Genomic DNA, 20,250 nt, shown 5'->3' with positions numbered 1-20,250 from the left:
CTCATTTTACTTTTTACTATTTACTTTTCACTAATTACTAATTACTTCTCACCAAAAACTCTTTCAAAATTTCTATTAATAATCTCTTGTAATTCTTTAACTGTACTATTTTTATATACTGCCGCCAAATTGTAAACCTGTTGAATACTCTCGTCGATTGTATCTGTTTCTAAAAAAAATCGATCGTTTGGAATATTCTGAAAAACGTCTTTCAAACTTGGATTTTTTAATAAATATTTACCAAACGAAATGTAAAATCCCGCTGCAATAAGCTGCTCAGCAACTTGACTATTTTTAGAAAAACCGTGAACAATCATAGGAACTGAAATTTTCATTTTCTTTTTGATTGCAATAATTTCCTGAAACGCAGCAACACAATGAATAACAACTGGTTTATTGTATTTTTCGGCTAAAGCCAATTGTTTTTCAAAAACCTGAATTTGAAGTTCAAGCGGAATTTCAACACGTTTATCCAAACCGCATTCTCCAAGTGCTAAGCAGTTTTTGGTCTGTAGTTTTTCTTCAATCATTTTCAAATCATTTTCTAAACGATCTTCTTTAATATACCAAGGATGAATTCCAATAGAATAATAAGGAATTGATGCATCAAACTCTTGCGGATATTGATTTACCAATTCTAGAATATCAGAATGATTCGTAAATTGATGTGTATGAAAATTAAAAAAGTCCATTAATGAAATGTTTTTACACCAGCTTTAATTTCTATTTTCAAATCATTTTCTAACGGAACAATTGGGCAGGAATACTTATGGTTGTAAGCACAATACGGATTGTAAGCTTGATTAAAATCGATTGCAATTATATTTCCTTTTGGGATTTTTAGATCAATATATCTTCCGCCTATATAACTTTCTTTTCCGCAGGTTAAATCTGAAAAAGGAAGAAACAAATGATCTTTATATTTTTTTTGTTTAGACAACTCAATGTTTCTATACACATTCAACTGCATTTCGATACCATCAATTGTAAAATAAATAGTTCCGAATTTTACATATTTTGGCGTTCTGGTTCCAGTAGTTTTCATTTCAAAAACTTTTTCGTTCTCTGCTTTTTCAAATCTTGCATTAACAAAATACTTTCCATTAATGGGATAAAAATCCAATGCTTTAAAAGATTTTAAATCTTCTTCCATCAACGGACTTGTCTTAGCATCAGCATATTCTGAGTTTATTTGCTTTTGAAATTTTTCGGCATCAATACTCTTAAATTTCATTTGGCTGAAACCAAAACTAAAAGTTAAAAGCAAGCTTAGGATAATGTAGTTTTTCATCGTAGAAATTTAGTGCAAAAATAGTTTAAAAGTAACAAAATGACAACGGCAGAACATGACAAAGTTTTCTAACTTTGTTGCAAATTTTAATCATCGTAATGCTCAAAACTGCTTTTAGTCACTATATAAACAACTTTAAAGGATTTTCTAGAGAAATCTGGATACTTACAATTATCACTTTTATCAATCGTGCCGGAACAATGGTACTTCCTTTTTTGTCTAAGTATTTAAAAGAAGACCTTCATTTTACGTATAATCAAGTTGGCTGGATTATGGTTGCGTTTGGTTTAGGCTCTATGCTTGGTTCTTGGCTGGGCGGCAAATTATCTGATAAAATTGGTTTTTATAAAATCATGATTTTTAGCTTGTTTACTACAGGAATTTCAATGTTTCTAGTACAATTTGTTACCACTTTTTGGGGCTTATGTATTGCAATGTTTGTTTTAATGACTATTGCCGATATGTTTCGACCAGCAATGTTTGTATCTCTGGGAGCATATGCAAAACCTGAAAATAGAACTCGTGCATTAACACTGGTTCGTCTTGCTGTAAACTTAGGTTTTGCAGCCGGACCTGCACTTGGCGGTTTAATAATTATGGGAATGGGTTATTCTGGATTGTTTTGGGTTGATGGTGCCTCTTGTATTATTTCAATTCTAATTTTTGCATTATTAGTTAAGGAAAAGAAAAAAGTAGATCATGGTGACAAAACTGAAAGTGCTGCTGAAGTGAAATCTGTATTTCATGATGGAATATTCTGGGTTTTCTTATTTGTAAGTTTCATAACGGCTATGATTTTCTTTCAATTATTTACAACACTACCTATATATCATTTTAAAAAATTTGATTTAAGTCCATTTCAAACTGGATTATTAATGACTTTAAACGGACTTTTAATTTTTGCATTTGAAGTTCCGACGGTTGGTTTTATAGAGAGACGAGGATTTCCTAAAATCAAAATAATAATTCTAGGATCCTTTGTAATGGCTTCGAGCTTCTTTCTTTTATTAATTAATTTTTGGGCTGGAATGTTAGTAATCAGCATGATCTGTATTTCGATTGGCGAAATCTTAACCTTTCCGTTCTCGAATGCATTTGCATTAAGCCGTGCTCCGCGTGGCCAAGAAGGACGCTATATGGCACTTTATACCATGAGCTTTAGTCTGGCACATATTGTTAGTTCTAAAGTTGGATTTGAAATTATCTCTGATTTTGGCTATCAAATAAACTGGTTATTTATGGCTTGTATTGGAATAATTGCAACTCTTTGCTGCCTTTGGATTAAAAAAGCTTTACTGCAGGAAAAAAAATAAACAAATCCTTTATTCAAAACTAAACCATTAAAATTCAATTCATTAACTTTGAACTTGAATAACTTTTCTGTGTCTTTTATTCTACAATAACGTCTTTTTTAGTTAAATAACTATTTTTATAGTTGCGTAACTAAAAAAATAGTTATAGCTTTGAATTAAAATTAAAAGACATGCAAAAGTTAACCAACAAAGAAGAAGAGATAATGCAAATTTTATGGAAGTTGAAAAAAGCTTTTGTAAAAGAAATTCAGGCAGAAATAACTGAAGATCAACCACATTACAATACCCTATCGACAATAGTTCGAAATCTGGAGGAAAAAGGTTTTGTAGCGCATAATGCATTTGGAAATACACATCAATATTATCCTGCTGTAACTCTTGAAGCCTACAGCAAGAAATATATGAAAACGGCAATTGACAACTATTTTAATAGTTCTTATAAAAATATGGTTTCGTTTTTTGCCAAGGAAGAGAAAATCTCTGCAGATGAATTACGCGAGATATTAGCTATGATCGAAACTCCAAAAGAAGAAAAATAATGGTTATGGAAGCACTTTTCATTTATATTGCAAAATCTACAGGTCTAATCGCACTATTTTATTGTGCTTATCAAGCTTTACTTCGCAAGGAGACATTTTTTAACAGCAATAGATGGTTTTTATTAACTGGTTTAATAACAGCTGTAGTTTTACCTTTATTAGTTTACACTAAAGTTATTTGGGTTGACCGTGCTCCATCATTTAATATTGACTATTCGCAGCTTCAGCCGTCGCAAATTACCCAAGAAACTTTTGAACTTAATTGGAATTATATCTTACTAGCGGTTTATGCTGTCGTTTTTTTGGCATTGATCGTAAAATTTGCTTTTGATTTTTATAGTTTAAACACAATTTTAAAAGGCCGAAAAGTAAAACAACAAGCCGATTTTAAGTTTATTGATGTTGCCGAAAATATAGCTCCTTTCTCCTACTTTGACTACATCGTATACAATTCATCAATGTATAACGAACAAGAATTAGAAAATATCATTGAACATGAGAAAGTACACAGCGAACAAAATCATACTATCGATGTTTTAATTACTCGTGTTTTTTGCATTATCTTTTGGTTTAACCCAATAATATGGCTTTATAAAAAGGCAATAGTTCAAAACTTAGAGTTTATTGCTGATAAGGAAGCTGCTAAAAAACTATCTGACAAAAAAGCCTATCAATACACGCTTTTAAAAATAACAACGCACGAAACCTGCGTTGCAATCACCAATCATTTTTATCAATCATTAATCAAAAAACGAATTGTTATGTTAAACAAAAATCAATCAAAAAAACGAAATTCTTGGAAGTACTATACTGTAATTCCAGCTCTTGCCGCTTTTGTGTTCTTATTTCAAATTGAAGTAATTGCAAAAGAAAAACAACTGGTATTAAAAGGAGTTTCTGAGAAAAAAGAATCAGAGGACATCTACAAAATCAAGAAAAATTCTACGGATAAAGAATTAAACGAAATCAAAGAAAACTTAAAGAAAAAATACAATATTGATTTCGAAACTTCTGAAATACGAAGAAATGCAGAGAATGACTTAACATCAATTAAAATTGATATTAAAAACGGAACTCAGCAGGTACAATCTATTCAAACAAAAGGCGATCAACCTATTAAGAGTTTCGGAATAGTTGTTACAACTGATAAAGAAGGCAGTAAAAAAGTTGGTATTCAAACTTCTGATGAAACCAATGATTCTAAAACTGGCAAAAAAGCAAAATTTGTAAGCAGCACAAAAACAATAACTAAATCAAATACTAATGATAGCAATAATTCTGATGTTAGTGCAAAAACTGACACTAATATTAATACAAATATTAGCACTACTGTAACGACAGATTCTGACAATAATGTTACGACAAAAGTAATTACGACAGATGGAAATAATTCTTCAATAACGATCTCAAATTCTACTAGAAGCAATATGAAAAAAGGCAATCAATTAGTAGTTATAAATGGCACAGTAATGTCAAGCGATTACAACCTTGAAGAGCTTAAACCAAATGAAATTAAAACGATTGTTATATCTAAAGGAACTCAAGCAAAAGCTAAATATGGAGAGAGCGGATCGAATGGTGTAATTGAGGTTGAAACATATAAATAGCCTAAAAATGCAAAAGTTAACCAACAAAGAAGAGGAAATTATGCATATTTTATGGAAGCTTAAAAAAGCTTTTGTAAAAGAAATTCAGGCGGAAATTACTGAAGATCAACCGCATTACAATACACTTTCGACTATTGTTCGCAATCTTGAAGAAAAAGGCTTTGTGGCACACAATGCATTTGGAAACACTCATCAATATTATCCTGCAATTAGTTTAGAAGCTTACAGCAAAAAGTACATGAATACTGCGATTGACAACTATTTTAATAGTTCATACAAAAATATGGTTTCCTTTTTTGCCAAAGAAGAGAAAATCTCTGCAGATGAATTACGCGAAATCTTAGCTATGATCGAAACTCCAAAAGAAGAAAAATAATCGATATGGAAGCACTTTTTATTTTTATTACAAAATCAAGCGGTTTATTAGTACTGTTTTATTGTGCTTATTTCTTTTTACTTCGTAAAGAAACTTTTTTCAATAGTAACAGATGGTTTTTATTAGCTGGATTATTCACCTCTATTGTTTTGCCATTTTTGGTGTATACTAAAATCGTTTGGGTTGACCCGGCGCCAATAATTGAAAACTTTAATTATACTCGAGGCTATTATCCGCAGACTATCGAAAAAGAATCTTTTGAAATTAACTGGAATTATGTTGCAATTGCAATTTATGCTCTTGGATTTCTGGCTTTAATTATAAAATTCGCAATGGATTTTTATAGTTTAAATTCCGTTTTAAAAGGCAAAAAAGTACAACAGCAAGCTGATTTTAAATTTATAGATGTAAATGAAAACATTGCTCCTTTCTCCTATTTTGATTATATCGTATACAACTCATCAATGTATACAGAGGCTGAATTAGAGAATATTATTGAGCATGAAAAAGTGCACAGCGATCAAAATCACACAATGGATGTTTTGATTTCTAGAGTATTTTGTGTGCTGTTTTGGTTCAATCCAATTATCTGGCTATACAAAAAAGCGATTTTGCAAAATCTCGAGTTTATTGCCGACAGTGAAGCTGCCAAAAAAATTTCAGACAAAAAAGCGTATCAATACACGCTTTTAAAAATCACGACACATGAAAGCTGTGTCGCAATCACCAATCATTTTTATCAATCATTAATCAAAAAACGAATTGTCATGTTAAACAAAAATCAATCAAAAAAATGGAATTATTGGAAGTATTATGCCATACTTCCTGCTCTTGTTGCTTTTGTGCTTTTATTCCAAATTAAAACAATAGCGCAAGAAAAAGAACGAAAAGAAGCTCAAGAAATTACTTCAAAAACAGATCCGATTATTGTATTCAAAATCAAGAAAACAACAACTGATCAGGAACTAAAAGAAATGACGGCTAAACTTAAAAAAGAGCATGATGTAAATGTTGTTGTTTCTAATGTTATCAGAAATTCTAATAATGAATTAACATCGATTAAAATTGACATCGACAAAGGAACCGGAAAAGCACAAACTTTAGAGATTGAAGGCAACAATCCTATTAATGAAAGTGGTATTGTAATTACAACGAACAGCAATGGCTCCAAAAAAGCCGGCATTCTTACTGGTGAAGAAATTGACGAACCAATAACAGCAGGAAGTCGTGTGGTAGATATTAAGCATTTTAACGGCAAAGATATGCCTGAACCGCCAGTTCCGCCTGCAGCACCAATAACTTCGGCACTACCTCCGCCGCCTGCTCCTCCTGCACTGCCTGAGTTACCTAAAAACTTAGAACTTCCAGCTCCGCCAAATATGTCTAAAATGCCAAAAGCACCAATACCTCCAAGAAATTTTGAGGATAAAGTTGCAGTGAAAAATTTCGAAAAAAAGATGGCGGAATTTGAAAGAAAAATGGAAGCTTTTCAGCCGCAATTATCAGCTTACGAAAAACAAGTAGATGAAATTATGGCTAAACGTGAAGGTGGCTATGACAAAGAAATGGAAAAGTTCGAAATTGCGATGGATAAATTTAACGCAGAAATGGACAAATACAACGCTCAAATTGACCAGCAATTTGGAGGTGATTTCGAAAAAAAGATGGAACAATTTGAAAAAGAAATGAAAGTATACGAACAGAAGATGAAAGTGTACGAAAAAAACATTCAGAAATTTGAAAAAGAAAATAAACGTTCTTAATCTTTAATTTAAGAATATGTTACAAAAAAGACTTTGCCTGACCGCAAAGTCTTTTTTTGTATCTTTGCGCAAAATTAACCTGCGATGTACAAATTTTTAGCCAAATTAAACAAAATACTTTTACCAAGTTTTACCAAACAAGGTTTAGATATTTCTAAAGCCAAAAAATGACAAATGGCTCTTATTGGTTACAGAGCTTTTATTACTAAACGGGCCTTAGAATAATTTAGTTTAGAATAAAAATCACATTTGAATCGGTATTTTATAAATCGAATTCAAAATAGCAGCATAACGTAAATGAACCGCAATGAGATAAAATTTGCTGTTCACTTTACATGAATTTCTCCATGAAAAATAAAGAATTAAATATCCCCCCTGTTCCTGCCGTACTTTTAGCAATCATAAGCGTTCAATGCGGAGCTGCAATTGCAAAAACTCTTTTTCCTGCTATTGGAGCAGCCGGAACGGCATCTATCCGAATTGGGGTTTCGGCATTGATTCTGCTTTTAGCATACAGACCTAATTTAAAGCAGATAAAACCAAACCAATGGAAAACTGTAGTTCCTTACGGCTTGTGCTTAGGAGCTATGAACTTAACTTTTTATTTAGCTATTGAAAGAATCCCAATTGGGTTAGCTGTTACTCTAGAATTTGTCGGTCCTTTATTACTAGCAATAATTGGCTCAAAACGCTTAATGGATTATTGCTGGGTATTATTAGCTGCCGCCGGAATTGCATTAATAGCACCATGGTCAAATGACTCAATAGACATAGTAGGAGTTTTATTTGCTCTTTTAGCTGCAACCTTCTGGGCAACTTACATTATTCTAGGCGGAAAAGTATCAAAAATAATGCACGGCGGTCAGGCGGTTGCAACTGGTATGTTATTCGCCTCTCTACTTATTTTACCTTTTGGTTTTTATGAAAACGGATTAGCTAATCTGACTCCTAAACTTTTTGGTTATGGTGTTGCTCTTGCCCTTTTATCAAGTGCAATTCCGTTTACTTTAGAGATGAAAGCACTAGGACAGCTTCCACCCCGTACATTTAGCATTTTAATGAGTTTAGAACCAGCCGCTGCTTCAATTTGTGCTTTTCTATTTCTACAAGAAAAACTGAACTTTTACGAGATTCTAGCAGTCGTTTGTGTTGTATCTGCCTCTGTTGGCGCTACATTAACAGCAAAACGATAAAAAACAAAAGCCTTGCAAATACAAGGCTTTCATAAACGTAGGTATTGTTTTGGAGATTTTAAATTATTTCTTTGGCAATAATACTGTGTCAACAACATGAATTACACCATTTGATTGATTGACATCAGCAATTGTAACTTTAGATTTATTTCCGCTTTCATCGCTTATATATAAGTCTTTTCCTTTCATCCAAGCTGTTAGTGTTCCACCGTTTACTGCTTTTATAGTTGCTTTTCCTTTTCCTTCTTTAATTGCTTTTGCAATGTCTGATGCATTCCATTTTCCTGCAACAACATGGTAAGTCAAAATATTTTGAAGCATTTTTTTATTCTCTGGTTTCAACAATGTTTCAACAGTGCCTTTTGGCAGTTTATCAAAAGCTGCGTTTGTTGGAGCAAAAACAGTAAATGGTCCTTTTCCTTGAAGTGTTTCTACTAAATCAGCAGCCTTTACAGCAGCAACCAATGTTGTATGATCTTTTGAATTAACGGCATTTTCAATAATATTTTTGTTCGGATACATTGCAGCGCCGCCAACCATTACTGTTTTTTGAGCAAAAGATGTAAATCCTAACGCTAAAGTTAAAATTGCTGCAGCTAAAAATTTTCTAGTTTTCATAATTAATGTTTTAAGTTATATCTTCATTTACGGAGAACTTTTTGTTTTGGTTTTAAAGAAATCTGAAATAATCTCAAATAATACCTAAACATTCTCAAAATCGATTATAAAACAAGCTTTTAACTATCCAAAACTTTTTTATTTTTTTTTAAAGACACGATGATTTTTGTCTCTATTTTATTATTAACTTTAAATTCAAAACCAATTCATTATGGAAAATCTACCTAAAAAAGTCAGAAGTAAAAAGTTAAACACAAGAGTTGATTTAACTGCAATGGTCAATGTTTCTTTTTTACTGATTATATTTTTTATGGTTGTTGGTGAATTATCCAAGCCTAAAGGAGCAAACTTAGATCTGCCAGATAATGGTGATATTGTATGTGGACCGATAGGTCATATTAAGCCAAATCGTTTATATACAATTTTACTTGATGATAACAATAGAATAATAACATATTCTGGTATTTTAACTTTTCCAATTGAAATTCCTAAAAAATTTGAATTCGGAAAAAAAGGTATTCGTGAAGAAGTATTTTTAAAAAAGAAACAAATTCAAGAATATATGGTATCTGTAGGAAAGCCTAAAAGTGGAGTAATTGTAGTTATAAAACCAAGTTCAAAAAGTAATTTTCAAAATCTAGTAGATATTTTGGACGAAATGGCAATTGCAAAAATCAACACTTATGCAATAGTCAACGAATTTACACTAGAAGAATCAAAATTATTAGCTTCAAAATAAAACAAACATAGCCAATGGTTTCAACTATTGGAACACAAAGAAATATCACAACACGTTTCCCATGCTTGAAACCACGGGCTATATTTGAAAAACAAGTAGAAAAAAAACAGTCAATATAAGAACTTAAAACCTGACACTAGACTGAAAACCAAAATGACGAAGCAAACAAAGAAAACCTGAAACAAAAAAAAGTCCCACATTGCTGTGGGACTTTCTATTTATAAAAAATTGAGAATTATTTTTTCTCAGTTTTTTCCATTTTAGCTTTTAATGCAGCTAATACATCATTGTTATCTCCTAAAGTTGCAGCTGGTGCATTAGTAGTAGAGTTAGATGAAGTATTTTCAGTTGCAGCTTTCACGTTTTTCTCTTCTTCTTCTCTGAAGATAGCAGTGTGAGAAGCAACTACTCTTTTGAATTCTTTGTTGAATTCAATTACTTTGAAATCAGCAGTATCACCTTTTTTCAATTTCTTTCCGTCTTCTTTTTCAAGGTGACGAGTTGGAATGAAAGCAACGATATCATCTCCGAATTCTACAGTAGCTCCTTTGTCAACGATTTCAGAAATCTCACCATTGTGGATAGTTCCTACAGCGAAAGAATCTTCGTATTGATCCCAAGGATTAGCAGTAGTTTGTTTGTGACCTAAAGATAATTTACGTCCTTCAACATCTAATTCTAATACTACAACATCAAGTTTTTCACCAACGTTTACAAACTCAGATGGGTGTTTAATTTTCTTAGTCCAAGAAAGGTCAGAAATGTAGATTAATCCATCAATTCCTTCTTCTAATTCTACGAAAATACCAAAGTTTGTAAAGTTTCTAACGATACCTGTATGTTTAGAACCTACTGGGTATTTAGAAGTAATGTCAGTCCATGGATCTTGAGTTAATTGTTTGATACCTAATGACATCTTACGATCATCTCTGTCAAGAGTTAAGATAACTGCTTCAACAACATCTCCAACTTTCACGAAGTCCTGAGCAGAACGTAAGTGAGTTGACCATGACATTTCAGAAACGTGGATTAAACCTTCAACACCTTCAGCAACTTCGATAAATGCACCGTAATCAGCGATTACAACTACTTTACCTTTAACTTTATCACCAATTGTTAAATTAGCATCTAAAGCATCCCATGGGTGAGCGTTTAATTGTTTCAATCCTAATTGAATTCTTGTTTTCTCATCATCGAAATCAAGGATTACAACGTTTAATTTTTGGTCTAATTCAAGAACTTCACTTGGGTGGTTGATTCTGCTCCAAGAAAGGTCAGTAATGTGAATTAATCCGTCAACACCACCTAAGTCAATGAACACACCATAAGAAGTAATGTTTTTAACAACACCTTCTAATACTTGTCCTTTTTGTAATTGACCGATGATTTCTTTTTTCTGTACTTCAATATCAGCCTCGATAAGCGCTTTATGAGATACAACAACGTTTTTGAATTCGTGGTTAATTTTTACCACTTTGAATTCCATCATTTTGTTTACATATACATCGTAGTCTCTAATTGGCTTAACGTCAATTTGAGATCCTGGTAAGAACGCCTCGATACCGAATACGTCAACGATCATACCTCCTTTAGTTCTACATTTAACAAAACCGTTAACGATTTCTCCAGTTTCATTAGCTGCAATAACTCTATCCCAAGATTTGATAGTACGTGCTTTTCTGTGAGATAATACTAATTGACCTGTTTTGTCCTCACGGATGTCGATTAATACTTCAACTTTGTCACCTACTTTTAAGTTTGGGTTGTAACGGAATTCATTTAAAGAAATAACACCTTCAGATTTAGCATTGATATCAACGATAACGTCTCTATCTGTAATTCTAACAACAACTCCTTCAACTACTTCTTCTTGATCTGTAGCGATGAAAGTTTTTGATACTAGTTCTTCAAACTCTTGTAAGTTTTTCTCATCTACTGCATCAATTCCTTCTTGGAAGTTATGCCAGTTAAAATTTGCTAAAAACTCTTCTTGTGATTTTAATTGTTCAGACATGCTGATAAAAAATTTGTATTCTGTTTTTCTTGAGTTTCTCAAAGCGATAGAAAAAACAGAAGTTGTTTTACATAAATGGTTGATACCTAATGGAAACTCTTCTCTGCCAAAAGGTTTGCAAAATTACTACAAATTTCTGTACTTACAAAATAAATTCAAATGATTATCAGTCAATTGCTCTGAAGCAGACGTTTTTTGGGTTTTCAAGACCTGAAGTCCCGCTATCCGTTACAATCTTTTATACCGAACCCCGGCACAAAAAGATTTTCACTTCTATCGGGGCTAGATTAGAAAATTTAATAGTTTTTAAGAACCTTACTCAAAAAATTCTAAGATTTTTTTTAAGTGTTGTGTTTTTCAACAACAAACCCGACAGGTTTTAAAAACCTGTCGGGTTTACTCTGCGTAACTATCTTTGTCAAAATTTTTCTTAAAAAGCCTTCCCATGTCTTGAGTTCTCGCTTGTTTGTGTCCAAACTTCAGCTCTGGTAAATTTGCGATTTTCGAAATGCAATTCTAAATTTGGTAAAACATCAAATGAACGATTGGTTCCTATATCTAACCTCATACATAGATGATGAGAATTAAATGCATTACTTTCTCCTGACCAAAATAAGTTCAAAGTCGAGAAATTAATTTCAGGAATCTTTTTTAATTTTTCCTCAGGAACATATAAACTTTTATCTTTAAAAGTAATTTTAAATAATATCCAGTTTTTCCCCTCAGATCGAACAGTTACAATTTCTCCTGTTTTATAGTATAACTGAACTTCTGAAATTTCTTTTTTTCCAGTAACAATTTCCTTACAGAATTCTTCCAGTTTTGAATCAATAGATTCAAATTGAACTACATCTTTACTTTTTAAAATAAATACAAATTTTTGAGGAATTTCTATTCTATCCTTATGCGCATAAATAAAACTGAAATTAAAAAATAAAAATATCCCAAAAATGATCTTTAATGCTTTCATATTAATTTTTATAAACTTTATTTCTTTTTAATCCAAAACAATCCTCCCAAAACTGAAACCGGCGCAAAAACAAAAATTGCAAACAATTGCGTCCAGGAACTACCACTCGATTTAAAAAGTGAAAAAGTGGCAAATCCAGCCATAATAGCAAATAGGATATAATTGACTTTTAAATTTTTAGTTTTCGAAATAAACTGTGTAACAAGTCCACTTAAAAAAGAAAAAACCGCTCCATATACAAAAGTCAAACCCATAAATAATCCTGAAGCGTCAGAATGCGGTTTAACTCCCGAAACTTGGAATAAAAGCACAGAAGTGATTACAAAAATAGCATAACCTGCTATTACAGCTAAAATTTGTCGAATCATAATTTTGATCTTTTAAATCAAAATTAAGTTTTTTGATTTAATTTCATTCTTTAAAACAACAAACCCGACAAATAAAATTTATCGGGTTTGTGTTATAGTATTTTTATTTAATGACTCAAATTCTCGATTTCCTTCGGGTCATGTTTATGTTTAAATAAAACAGCAAAAGCAATCGCAATAACCAGAGCATAAGCTGCAAAAGACAACCAGATCGTATGCCAGTCTTTCATTAATATTGGATTTGCAAAAATTCCATCTGTCGAAATCGAATTTCCTTGGCCTTTTACAAATTCTAACATCTTAGAATTTGTTGCATCAGTTTGTAAAAATCCTGCTAATTCAGTTGTATTGGTAAATGATTTTGTAAAGAAACGATCAATAGCCCAACCGGAAGTTAAACTTCCTAAAACGGCTCCTACTCCATTGGTCATCATCATAAACAAACCTTGCGCCGAAGAACGAATTTTAGAATCAGTATTGCTTTCTACGAATAATGAACCTGAAATATTAAAGAAATCAAACGCCATTCCATAAACAATACAAGAAAGAATAATCATCCATAATCCTCCAACAGGATCTCCAAAAGCAAATAATCCGAAACGTAAAACCCAAGCCAGCATACTAATAAGCATAACTTGTTTGATTCCGAAACGTCTCAAGAAAAATGGAATCGCTAAGATAAATAACGTTTCAGAAACTTGAGAAATCGACATAATAATAGTCGAATACTGGATCACGAAAGAATCAGCATATTTTGGAAAATGCTTAAACTCATCTAAAAACACATCTCCATATGCATTTGTCAATTGAAGTGCTCCTCCTAAAAACATAGAAAAAACAAAAAACAAAGCCATTTTGTAATTACCAAATAATTTAAAAGCTTCTAAGCCCAAAGTTTCGGTTAACGACGCATCTTCTTTAGTTAAACGCTGCGGTTCACATTTTGGCAATGTAAAAGCATAAATTCCTAAAATCAAAGCTCCAATTCCAGCAATATAAAACTGATATTCAGTTGCTTTACTTCCACTTAAATTAGTAATCCACATTGCAGCTATAAAACCAATAGTTCCCCAAACACGAATTGGCGGAAAATCTTTTACAATATTTTTATTATTTAGCTTCAGCGAAGTATAAGAAATTGAATTACTTAATGCAATTGTCGGCATATAACAGCACATTGCAGCAAACATTACATAAATAAAATTATCTGGAGTAGTCACATGAGCAATTCCAAACAAAACTGCCGCATAAGCAATATGTAAAACACCATATAATTTTTCGGCATTTACCCATCTGTCAGCAATAATTCCAGTTAAGGTTGGCATAAACAAAGAAGCAATTCCCATGGTTCCAAATACTAAACCAAATTGTGTTCCTTCCCAATTTTTGGTTCCAAACCAGTAATTTCCAATTGTAATAAGCCAAGCTCCCCAAACAAAAAACTGAAGAAAACTCATTACAATTAATCTATTTTTAATTCCCATATGATGAAATTGTCTTTTTAGTAAAAATGAAGCGGTAAAACTACCATTAAAAATAATATCTACAAAAAATTAAATGGTTTTTAAAGCATCATTTACCAATTCTAAAACGGCTTCAAACTGCTCTTTTTTATTTAAGTAAGAATTATCTATTTCTATTGCATCATCAGCTATCACTAAAGGCGAATCTTCACGATGTGTATCAATATAATCTCTTTCCACTACATTCTTTAAAACGTCTTCATACGAAACATTATCTCCTTTTTGCTGTAATTCATCAAAACGCCTTTGTGCACGAGTTTCTGCACTAGCTGTCATAAATATTTTAAGTTCTGCATTTGGAAAAACAACGGTTCCTATATCTCTTCCGTCCATTACTATTGCTTTGTTTTTTCCCATTTCTTGTTGCTGCTCTACTAATTTAGCGCGTACTTCAGAAACTTCTGCCACTTTACTCACAAAGTTAGAAACTTCAATTGTTCTAATTTGTTTTTCGACATTTTCACTATTCAGATACATTTCGGCAAAACCTAATTCAGTATTAAATTTAAATTCTAACTGAATCTTTGACAAAGCATTTATCAGAGCACTTTTGTCAAAAAAATCAACTCCAATAAATTTATTCTGCATGGCAAAATAAGCTACCGCACGATACATTGCTCCCGTATCTACATATACATATTCAAGTTCTTTTGCCAATTGTTTCGCTAATGTACTTTTTCCTGTTGATGAAAATCCGTCGATAGCAATTGTAATTTTTCTCAATTTTTTATGTTTTAATTTTTAATCCTAAAAGCTTCTAGTAATAAATACTCATCAAAATATCAGATTCTGACTTATCTATAATTTTAGCTATTCTTTCAAAATACTTTTTGTTGACCATTGGACAGCCAAAACTGTTACAAATGTAACCATCTTTCTCTTTATACGGAACATCATAGTAGTAATGAAAAACAATATCTCGCTTAAAAGCATTACTATTAGTTGTATCCAAACCATACAGCCTATAGGCTTTTCCGAACTTACCAACATAAGAATTCCCGATCGAATATCTGCCTAATGAAGTACTTAACGAATTTGGTACATTGCTAAATTTAAGTTTTCCCTTGGTTGGTGTTTCAGAACCTAAACCATGCGCAACTAAACCTTGATCTATAATTTTATTTGTTTTTAAATCATAAACAAAGAATCGATTTTTTCCAGACGGTATTTTCATGTCTATTAAAAACACAATATCCTGATTGTATTTCGAATCTTTCTTAATCAACTTTTTTACTTCATCTACTTGCGAACTAAATCTTTCTTCATTTTTTTTATCTTCTTTCAAGTTCTCATTTCTGTAAACAAATTTATAAACTGCAAATGCTAAGAGAATAAAAACTGTGGCAAATAATGTCTTTTTCATAAATAACTAAGGCAAAAAAAATCCTTTTAAAATCGAAAACACAATGGTTCACAATTATAAAAGGACTATACTTTTTAAAGTACTTCTAACTATTATTTTAATAATAAATATCTAAGATAATATTCGACTTAGAACTATCAATTATTTTTTCAATTCGTTTAAAGAACTGCTCGTTCACCATTGGACAACCATGACTATTACTTATATAATAATCTTGTTCGTCATAAGGAACTGCAGAATAGTAATGTAAAACAATTGCTCTTTTTAAAGCATTATTATTAGATTCTTCTAAACCGTTTAATCGATATGCTTTTCCAAAAATTCCTTTATAGCATTTTTCAATAACATATCTGCCTAACGCAGTACAATTGGAGTTTGGTGTATTGCTAAATCTAAGCAACCCTTTTATTCCAGTTTCTGAACCAGAACCATGCGCAACAAGCCCTTGATCTAAAACCTTGTTGTTTTCTAAATCGTACACAAAGAAGCGATTTTTTCCAGAAGGCACTTTCATATCAATCAAAAAAGCAATTTTTGTATTGTATTTTTTATCGATAGTAATCATGTTTCTTATGTCGCCTATTCTGCTGTTGATTCTTTCAATTTCTAAACTGGTAATAGATTCTTCTTTGAAGTAATGGTTTGTGCCCGTAAATAACCCCACAGTCATAAACAAAAATAAACTAAATATTTTCATACAAATTATTGAAAATTTAAAATTAGACCAAAAAGACTTGTATTCGCCGCCAATGTGTATCTCGAATATGAATAATTAAACTTTAATTTATTCATTTTCAGACCAAATCCTAATGAAACTCCTGAAAAATTACGCTTTTCTTCTACTCGTAATTCTTCCCCTCTTCTAAAATTATATCCTAAACGCAGATTTATTGCTTTTTTAGGAAATAACTCCACACCAAAAACAACATGCCTTAAAGCGTTGTTAACAAACGAAACTTTCTCGCTGCTTGTCGATCCATCGATATTAGTTTCACTTCGAACGGGATTCGAAAATGAAATATTCCATTGTTGCAAATTCTCTAATGTAAGATGCCAGCGAATAGGAATATGTTCTAATTCTTGCGATGCTCCTGCAGTAATTTCAAAGGGCAAATTTTCCTGTATTCCTGAGTAGGTTGTAAATTGTGTACCAATATTACGGATTACTAAAGCCAAATTTACGTTATTTTTTTCAAATATATACAAAAATCCTAAATCAATAGCGCTCCCAATAGAATTATAACTCTCTAAATTTGAAGTTATTAACTTAACATTAGCTCCAATATGAAGATCGGTATACGGAACATTGTAGGCATATCCCAACGATAATGCACCTTCACTTCCTCTAAAATCCGATGTTGACTGCCCATTTTCATCATAACCTTCAAATGATCCGTAGTTTATATAATTAACTCCAGCATAAAATGTTTGCACGTGTCGATCATAGGTATAGGCATACGAAGCACTTCCATAAGAAGCTTGTCCGTAGTAATTTCCATAATTTAAAGCCAAGTGATTATCCATTTCGTCATTTAAAACTGCAGGATTAGACATTGCCTGATTAACATCTTCATCATAAATAGTGATCGTTTTACCTCCTAAAGCTGCCTGTCTTGGCGATGCTGTCAAATTTAAAAATTGATAGGTGTAACGCCCGCCAACTTGTCCGAATGAAACCGAACAAACGAATATTATAAAAAATAAAACATAATGTTTTAACATTCTTTTCTTGGCGTTCCTATATGGGAATAACGCAGTTGCGAAGGTAAAATTATAAACCTAAAAAAATAAATTACAGTATAAAAAAAATCCAAATCCCAATCTTAATTAAAAATTGGAATTTGGATTTTAAATAATTCATGCTTCAAATAGAAGTTTTTATTTCAACACTTTAGCATTTTTTACATTTTGATCTGTAAGTGCTAAAGCCAATACTTCGCTCATTTCTTTTACATAATGAAAAGTAAGTCCTTCTAAGTATTCTGCTTTAATTTCATCAATATCACTTTTATTTTCGTGACATAAAATGATTTCTTTAATACCGGCTCTTTTTGCAGCTAAGATTTTTTCTTTAATTCCGCCAACTGGTAATACTTTACCGCGAAGCGTAATTTCTCCAGTCATAGCAAGATTTTTCTTCACTTTCTTTTGTGTCAATAACGAAACTAATGAAGTCAACATTGCAATACCTGCACTTGGACCATCTTTTGGAGTTGCTCCTTCTGGCACGTGCAAATGGATATTGTATTTTTGAAATAGCTCAATTCCTAAACCTAACTTTTTAGCATTTGCTTTGATGTATTCTAGAGCAATTGTAGCCGATTCTTTCATTACATTACCAAGGTTTCCTGTAATGGTTAAAGCTCCTTTTCCTTCAGAAATTAAGGATTCGATAAATAAAATATCTCCTCCAACACTTGTCCAAGCTAAACCTGTTACAACTCCTGCAACATCATTATTCTCGTATTTATCACGCTCTAATCTTGGTACACCTAAAACTTTCACGATATCTTCATCTGTAACTTTTTTGTTATACTCTTCTTCCATCGCAACAGCTTTTGCTGCATTACGAATTACTTGAGCAATTTTAGTTTCAAGATTACGAACACCTGATTCTCTTGTATAACCTTCAACAATTTTTTCTAATTGTTTTTTTCCAATTGTCAAATCTTTAGACGTTAATCCGTGTGCTTCTAATTGCTTTGGAAAAAGATGTCTTTTAGCAATTTCTACTTTTTCTTCAATTGTATAACCAGACATTTTTATAACTTCCATTCTATCACGCAACGCAGGCTGAATCGCCGCCATATTGTTTGAAGTAGCTATAAACATAACTTTAGATAAATCATATCCCATTTCTAGGAAATTATCATAAAAAGCACTGTTTTGTTCTGGATCTAAAACTTCTAATAATGCAGATGATGGATCGCCGCTGTTACCGTTTGACAACTTATCGATTTCGTCTAAAATAAAAACTGGATTTGATGTTCCTGCTTTTTTCAAACTCTGAATAATTCGTCCCGGCATTGCACCGATATATGTTTTTCTATGTCCGCGAATCTCCGCTTCGTCACGTAAACCACCTAACGAAATACGAACATACTCACGACCTAAAGCCTCTGCAACTGAACGCCCGATAGAAGTTTTTCCAACTCCTGGAGGCCCTGTTAAACATATAATTGGTGATTTCATGTCATTTCGCAATTTTAAAACTGCCAAATGTTCAATCATTCTTTTTTTAACTTCATCAAGACCAAAGTGATCTTTGTCTAATATTTTTTGAGCGTGTTTTAAATCAAATTTATCTTTAGAATATTCGCCCCAAGGCAATTCTAAAAACAACTCTAAATAGTTACGCTGAATTCCAAAATCAGGAGATTGCGGATTCATGCGGCGCATTTTAGATAATTCTTTCTCGAAATGTTTCTGCGTTTTTTCGTCCCATTTTTTGGTTTTCGCTTTCTGCCCCATTTCGTCCATTTCTTCCTCTTGCGAAACGCCGCCCAATTCTTCTTGAATGGTTTTCATTTGTTGGTGCAAGAAATATTCGCGCTGCTGCTGATCTAAATCAAAACGAACTTTTGACTGAATGTCATTTTTTAATTCCAGCTTTTGTAACTCAACATTCATATAACGCAAAGTTTCAAGAGCTCTGTCTTTTAATCCGTTTATAGATAACAAACCTTGTTTTTCTTTTACGGATAAATTCATATTAGAAGAAACAAAATTGATCAAAAACGACTGGCTTTCAATGTTTTTTATCGCAAATGTAGCTTCTGATGGAATGTTTGGACTTTCTTTTATAATTTGAATTGCCAATTCTTTTACAGAATCTAAAATAGCAGTAAACTCAGTATCATTTTCATCTGGACGTTCTTCTGATACTTCTTTGATTGTAGCAGTTATATAAGGCTCTTCTGAAACAACTTCGTCAATTTCAAAACGTTTTTTTCCTTGTAAAATAACTGTTACATTTCCGTCAGGCATCTTTAAAACACGTAAAATTCGTGCTACAGTTCCTATTTTATGAATATCATCTTTTGATGGATCTTCGTCTTCTTCGTTAATTTGAGAAACTACTCCAATAATTTTTCCGCCGGCATTGGCATCATTTATCAGTTTAATTGATTTATCTCTTCCTGCAGAAATTGGAATTACAACTCCCGGAAATAAAACAGTATTACGCAATGGTAAAATTGGAAGCGAAACAGGAAGTTCTTCATTGTTCATTTCCTCCTCGTCCTCTGGAGTTAATAATGGAATTAATTCTGCTTCTGAATCAAATTCTTGAAGTGACAGATTGTCAATAGTAAGTATTTTATGATTTGACATAATAATATATAAGTCGTTTTGTCATTAAAAGTTTAATCCAAATTGCAAATGGAGCATAAAAGACTATAATTTCTATTAAGTACTGCAGTTACAAGATAGGCCATAAAATTAGACAATCATTATGCCAAATCCAAAATAGTCAGTTTTGAATTTTATATTTTAACTAGTATTTGCATTTATTTCTAAAAAAAATAAAATTATTTTTATAAAACTGTAACAAACAAAAAAAAGCACCGTCCTT

At 32.0% G+C, this 20,250-nt stretch carries 19 protein-coding genes and 1 pseudogene; 8 read left to right on the top strand and 12 right to left on the bottom strand.

What is annotated here, in order from left to right:
• Window positions 1–41: 41 nt before the first annotated feature.
• Entirely contained in the window at window positions 42–692 is a 651-nt protein-coding gene (locus ACHRV0_RS17145; protein ID WP_395441749.1) for a TatD family hydrolase, read from the bottom strand.
• Entirely contained in the window at window positions 692–1,291 is a 600-nt protein-coding gene (locus tag ACHRV0_RS17140; protein ID WP_395441748.1) for a DUF1684 domain-containing protein, read from the bottom strand. Before ACHRV0_RS17140 ends, ACHRV0_RS17145 begins: the two co-directional genes overlap by 1 nt.
• Window positions 1,292–1,389: 98 nt before the next feature.
• Here ACHRV0_RS17140 and ACHRV0_RS17135 point away from each other — a divergent pair, with 98 nt between their 5' ends.
• The 7 genes and pseudogenes from ACHRV0_RS17135 to ACHRV0_RS17105 all read left to right on the top strand — a co-directional run bounded on the left by ACHRV0_RS17135 (window position 1,390) and on the right by ACHRV0_RS17105 (window position 8,082).
• Complete coding sequence (locus ACHRV0_RS17135; protein WP_395441747.1) at window positions 1,390–2,604, top strand: MDR family MFS transporter; 1,215 nt, start codon at window positions 1,390–1,392, stop codon at window positions 2,602–2,604.
• 170 nt (window positions 2,605–2,774) lie between these two features.
• The gene (locus tag ACHRV0_RS17130; RefSeq protein ID WP_089056688.1) at window positions 2,775–3,143 is read left to right on the top strand and encodes a BlaI/MecI/CopY family transcriptional regulator; all 369 of its coding nucleotides are present in this window, start codon (window positions 2,775–2,777) and stop codon (window positions 3,141–3,143) included.
• A gap of 5 nt (window positions 3,144–3,148) precedes the next feature.
• Complete coding sequence (locus ACHRV0_RS17125; protein WP_395441745.1) at window positions 3,149–4,750, top strand: M56 family metallopeptidase; 1,602 nt, start codon at window positions 3,149–3,151, stop codon at window positions 4,748–4,750.
• Between the two features lie 7 nt (window positions 4,751–4,757).
• Window positions 4,758–5,126, top strand: a complete 369-nt coding sequence (locus ACHRV0_RS17120) for a BlaI/MecI/CopY family transcriptional regulator (protein ID WP_089055572.1) — start codon at window positions 4,758–4,760, stop codon at window positions 5,124–5,126.
• A gap of 5 nt (window positions 5,127–5,131) precedes the next feature.
• Window positions 5,132–6,889: a M56 family metallopeptidase gene (locus ACHRV0_RS17115; RefSeq protein WP_395441744.1), complete on the top strand. Its 1,758-nt coding sequence runs from the start codon at window positions 5,132–5,134 to the stop codon at window positions 6,887–6,889.
• A gap of 84 nt (window positions 6,890–6,973) precedes the next feature.
• A pseudogene (locus ACHRV0_RS17110) lies at window positions 6,974–7,057 on the top strand (SsrA-binding protein); the annotation flags it as partial.
• A gap of 179 nt (window positions 7,058–7,236) precedes the next feature.
• A complete protein-coding gene (locus ACHRV0_RS17105) occupies window positions 7,237–8,082 on the top strand; it encodes a DMT family transporter (protein WP_129024717.1) in 846 nt (281 codons plus the stop codon).
• Window positions 8,083–8,145: 63 nt separating this feature from the next.
• Here the strand turns inward: ACHRV0_RS17105 and ACHRV0_RS17100 are convergent, their stop codons facing one another.
• Entirely contained in the window at window positions 8,146–8,700 is a 555-nt protein-coding gene (locus ACHRV0_RS17100; protein WP_089055576.1) for a fasciclin domain-containing protein, read from the bottom strand.
• A 211-nt stretch (window positions 8,701–8,911) separates the two neighbouring features.
• Between ACHRV0_RS17100 and ACHRV0_RS17095 the strand changes: the two genes are divergently transcribed.
• Window positions 8,912–9,439, top strand: a complete 528-nt coding sequence (locus tag ACHRV0_RS17095) for an ExbD/TolR family protein (RefSeq protein ID WP_395441743.1) — start codon at window positions 8,912–8,914, stop codon at window positions 9,437–9,439.
• A gap of 235 nt (window positions 9,440–9,674) precedes the next feature.
• On the opposite strand, the gene rpsA is transcribed toward ACHRV0_RS17095, so the two are convergent.
• From rpsA to lon, 9 genes are all read right to left on the bottom strand, one after another.
• Complete coding sequence (gene rpsA / locus ACHRV0_RS17090; RefSeq protein ID WP_068840655.1) at window positions 9,675–11,453, bottom strand: 30S ribosomal protein S1; 1,779 nt, start codon at window positions 11,451–11,453, stop codon at window positions 9,675–9,677.
• Window positions 11,454–11,883: 430 nt separating this feature from the next.
• Complete coding sequence (locus tag ACHRV0_RS17085; RefSeq protein WP_129024713.1) at window positions 11,884–12,423, bottom strand: hypothetical protein; 540 nt, start codon at window positions 12,421–12,423, stop codon at window positions 11,884–11,886.
• A gap of 17 nt (window positions 12,424–12,440) precedes the next feature.
• A complete protein-coding gene (locus ACHRV0_RS17080; RefSeq protein WP_129024712.1) occupies window positions 12,441–12,791 on the bottom strand; it encodes a hypothetical protein in 351 nt (116 codons plus the stop codon).
• Window positions 12,792–12,898: 107 nt separating this feature from the next.
• Entirely contained in the window at window positions 12,899–14,275 is a 1,377-nt protein-coding gene (locus tag ACHRV0_RS17075; protein WP_129024711.1) for a nucleoside permease, read from the bottom strand.
• A gap of 69 nt (window positions 14,276–14,344) precedes the next feature.
• On the bottom strand, window positions 14,345–15,037 hold the full coding sequence (gene cmk / locus ACHRV0_RS17070) for a (d)CMP kinase (protein WP_395413689.1): 693 nt from the start codon (window positions 15,035–15,037) through the stop codon (window positions 14,345–14,347).
• Between the two features lie 34 nt (window positions 15,038–15,071).
• Complete coding sequence (locus ACHRV0_RS17065; RefSeq protein ID WP_395441741.1) at window positions 15,072–15,677, bottom strand: murein L,D-transpeptidase catalytic domain-containing protein; 606 nt, start codon at window positions 15,675–15,677, stop codon at window positions 15,072–15,074.
• Window positions 15,678–15,774: 97 nt separating this feature from the next.
• Window positions 15,775–16,374, bottom strand: a complete 600-nt coding sequence (locus ACHRV0_RS17060; protein WP_089055582.1) for a murein L,D-transpeptidase catalytic domain-containing protein — start codon at window positions 16,372–16,374, stop codon at window positions 15,775–15,777.
• Window positions 16,375–16,379: 5 nt separating this feature from the next.
• Window positions 16,380–17,399, bottom strand: a complete 1,020-nt coding sequence (porQ, locus tag ACHRV0_RS17055; RefSeq protein ID WP_395441740.1) for a type IX secretion system protein PorQ — start codon at window positions 17,397–17,399, stop codon at window positions 16,380–16,382.
• A gap of 156 nt (window positions 17,400–17,555) precedes the next feature.
• The gene (gene lon, locus ACHRV0_RS17050; RefSeq protein ID WP_395413682.1) at window positions 17,556–20,009 is read right to left on the bottom strand and encodes an endopeptidase La; all 2,454 of its coding nucleotides are present in this window, start codon (window positions 20,007–20,009) and stop codon (window positions 17,556–17,558) included.
• Window positions 20,010–20,250 lie beyond the last annotated feature (241 nt).

Source organism: Flavobacterium sp. FlaQc-30 (assembly GCF_044005885.1).
In the GTDB taxonomy this organism is placed as follows: domain Bacteria; phylum Bacteroidota; class Bacteroidia; order Flavobacteriales; family Flavobacteriaceae; genus Flavobacterium.
This window is presented reverse-complemented; position numbering and strand designations above follow the sequence as displayed.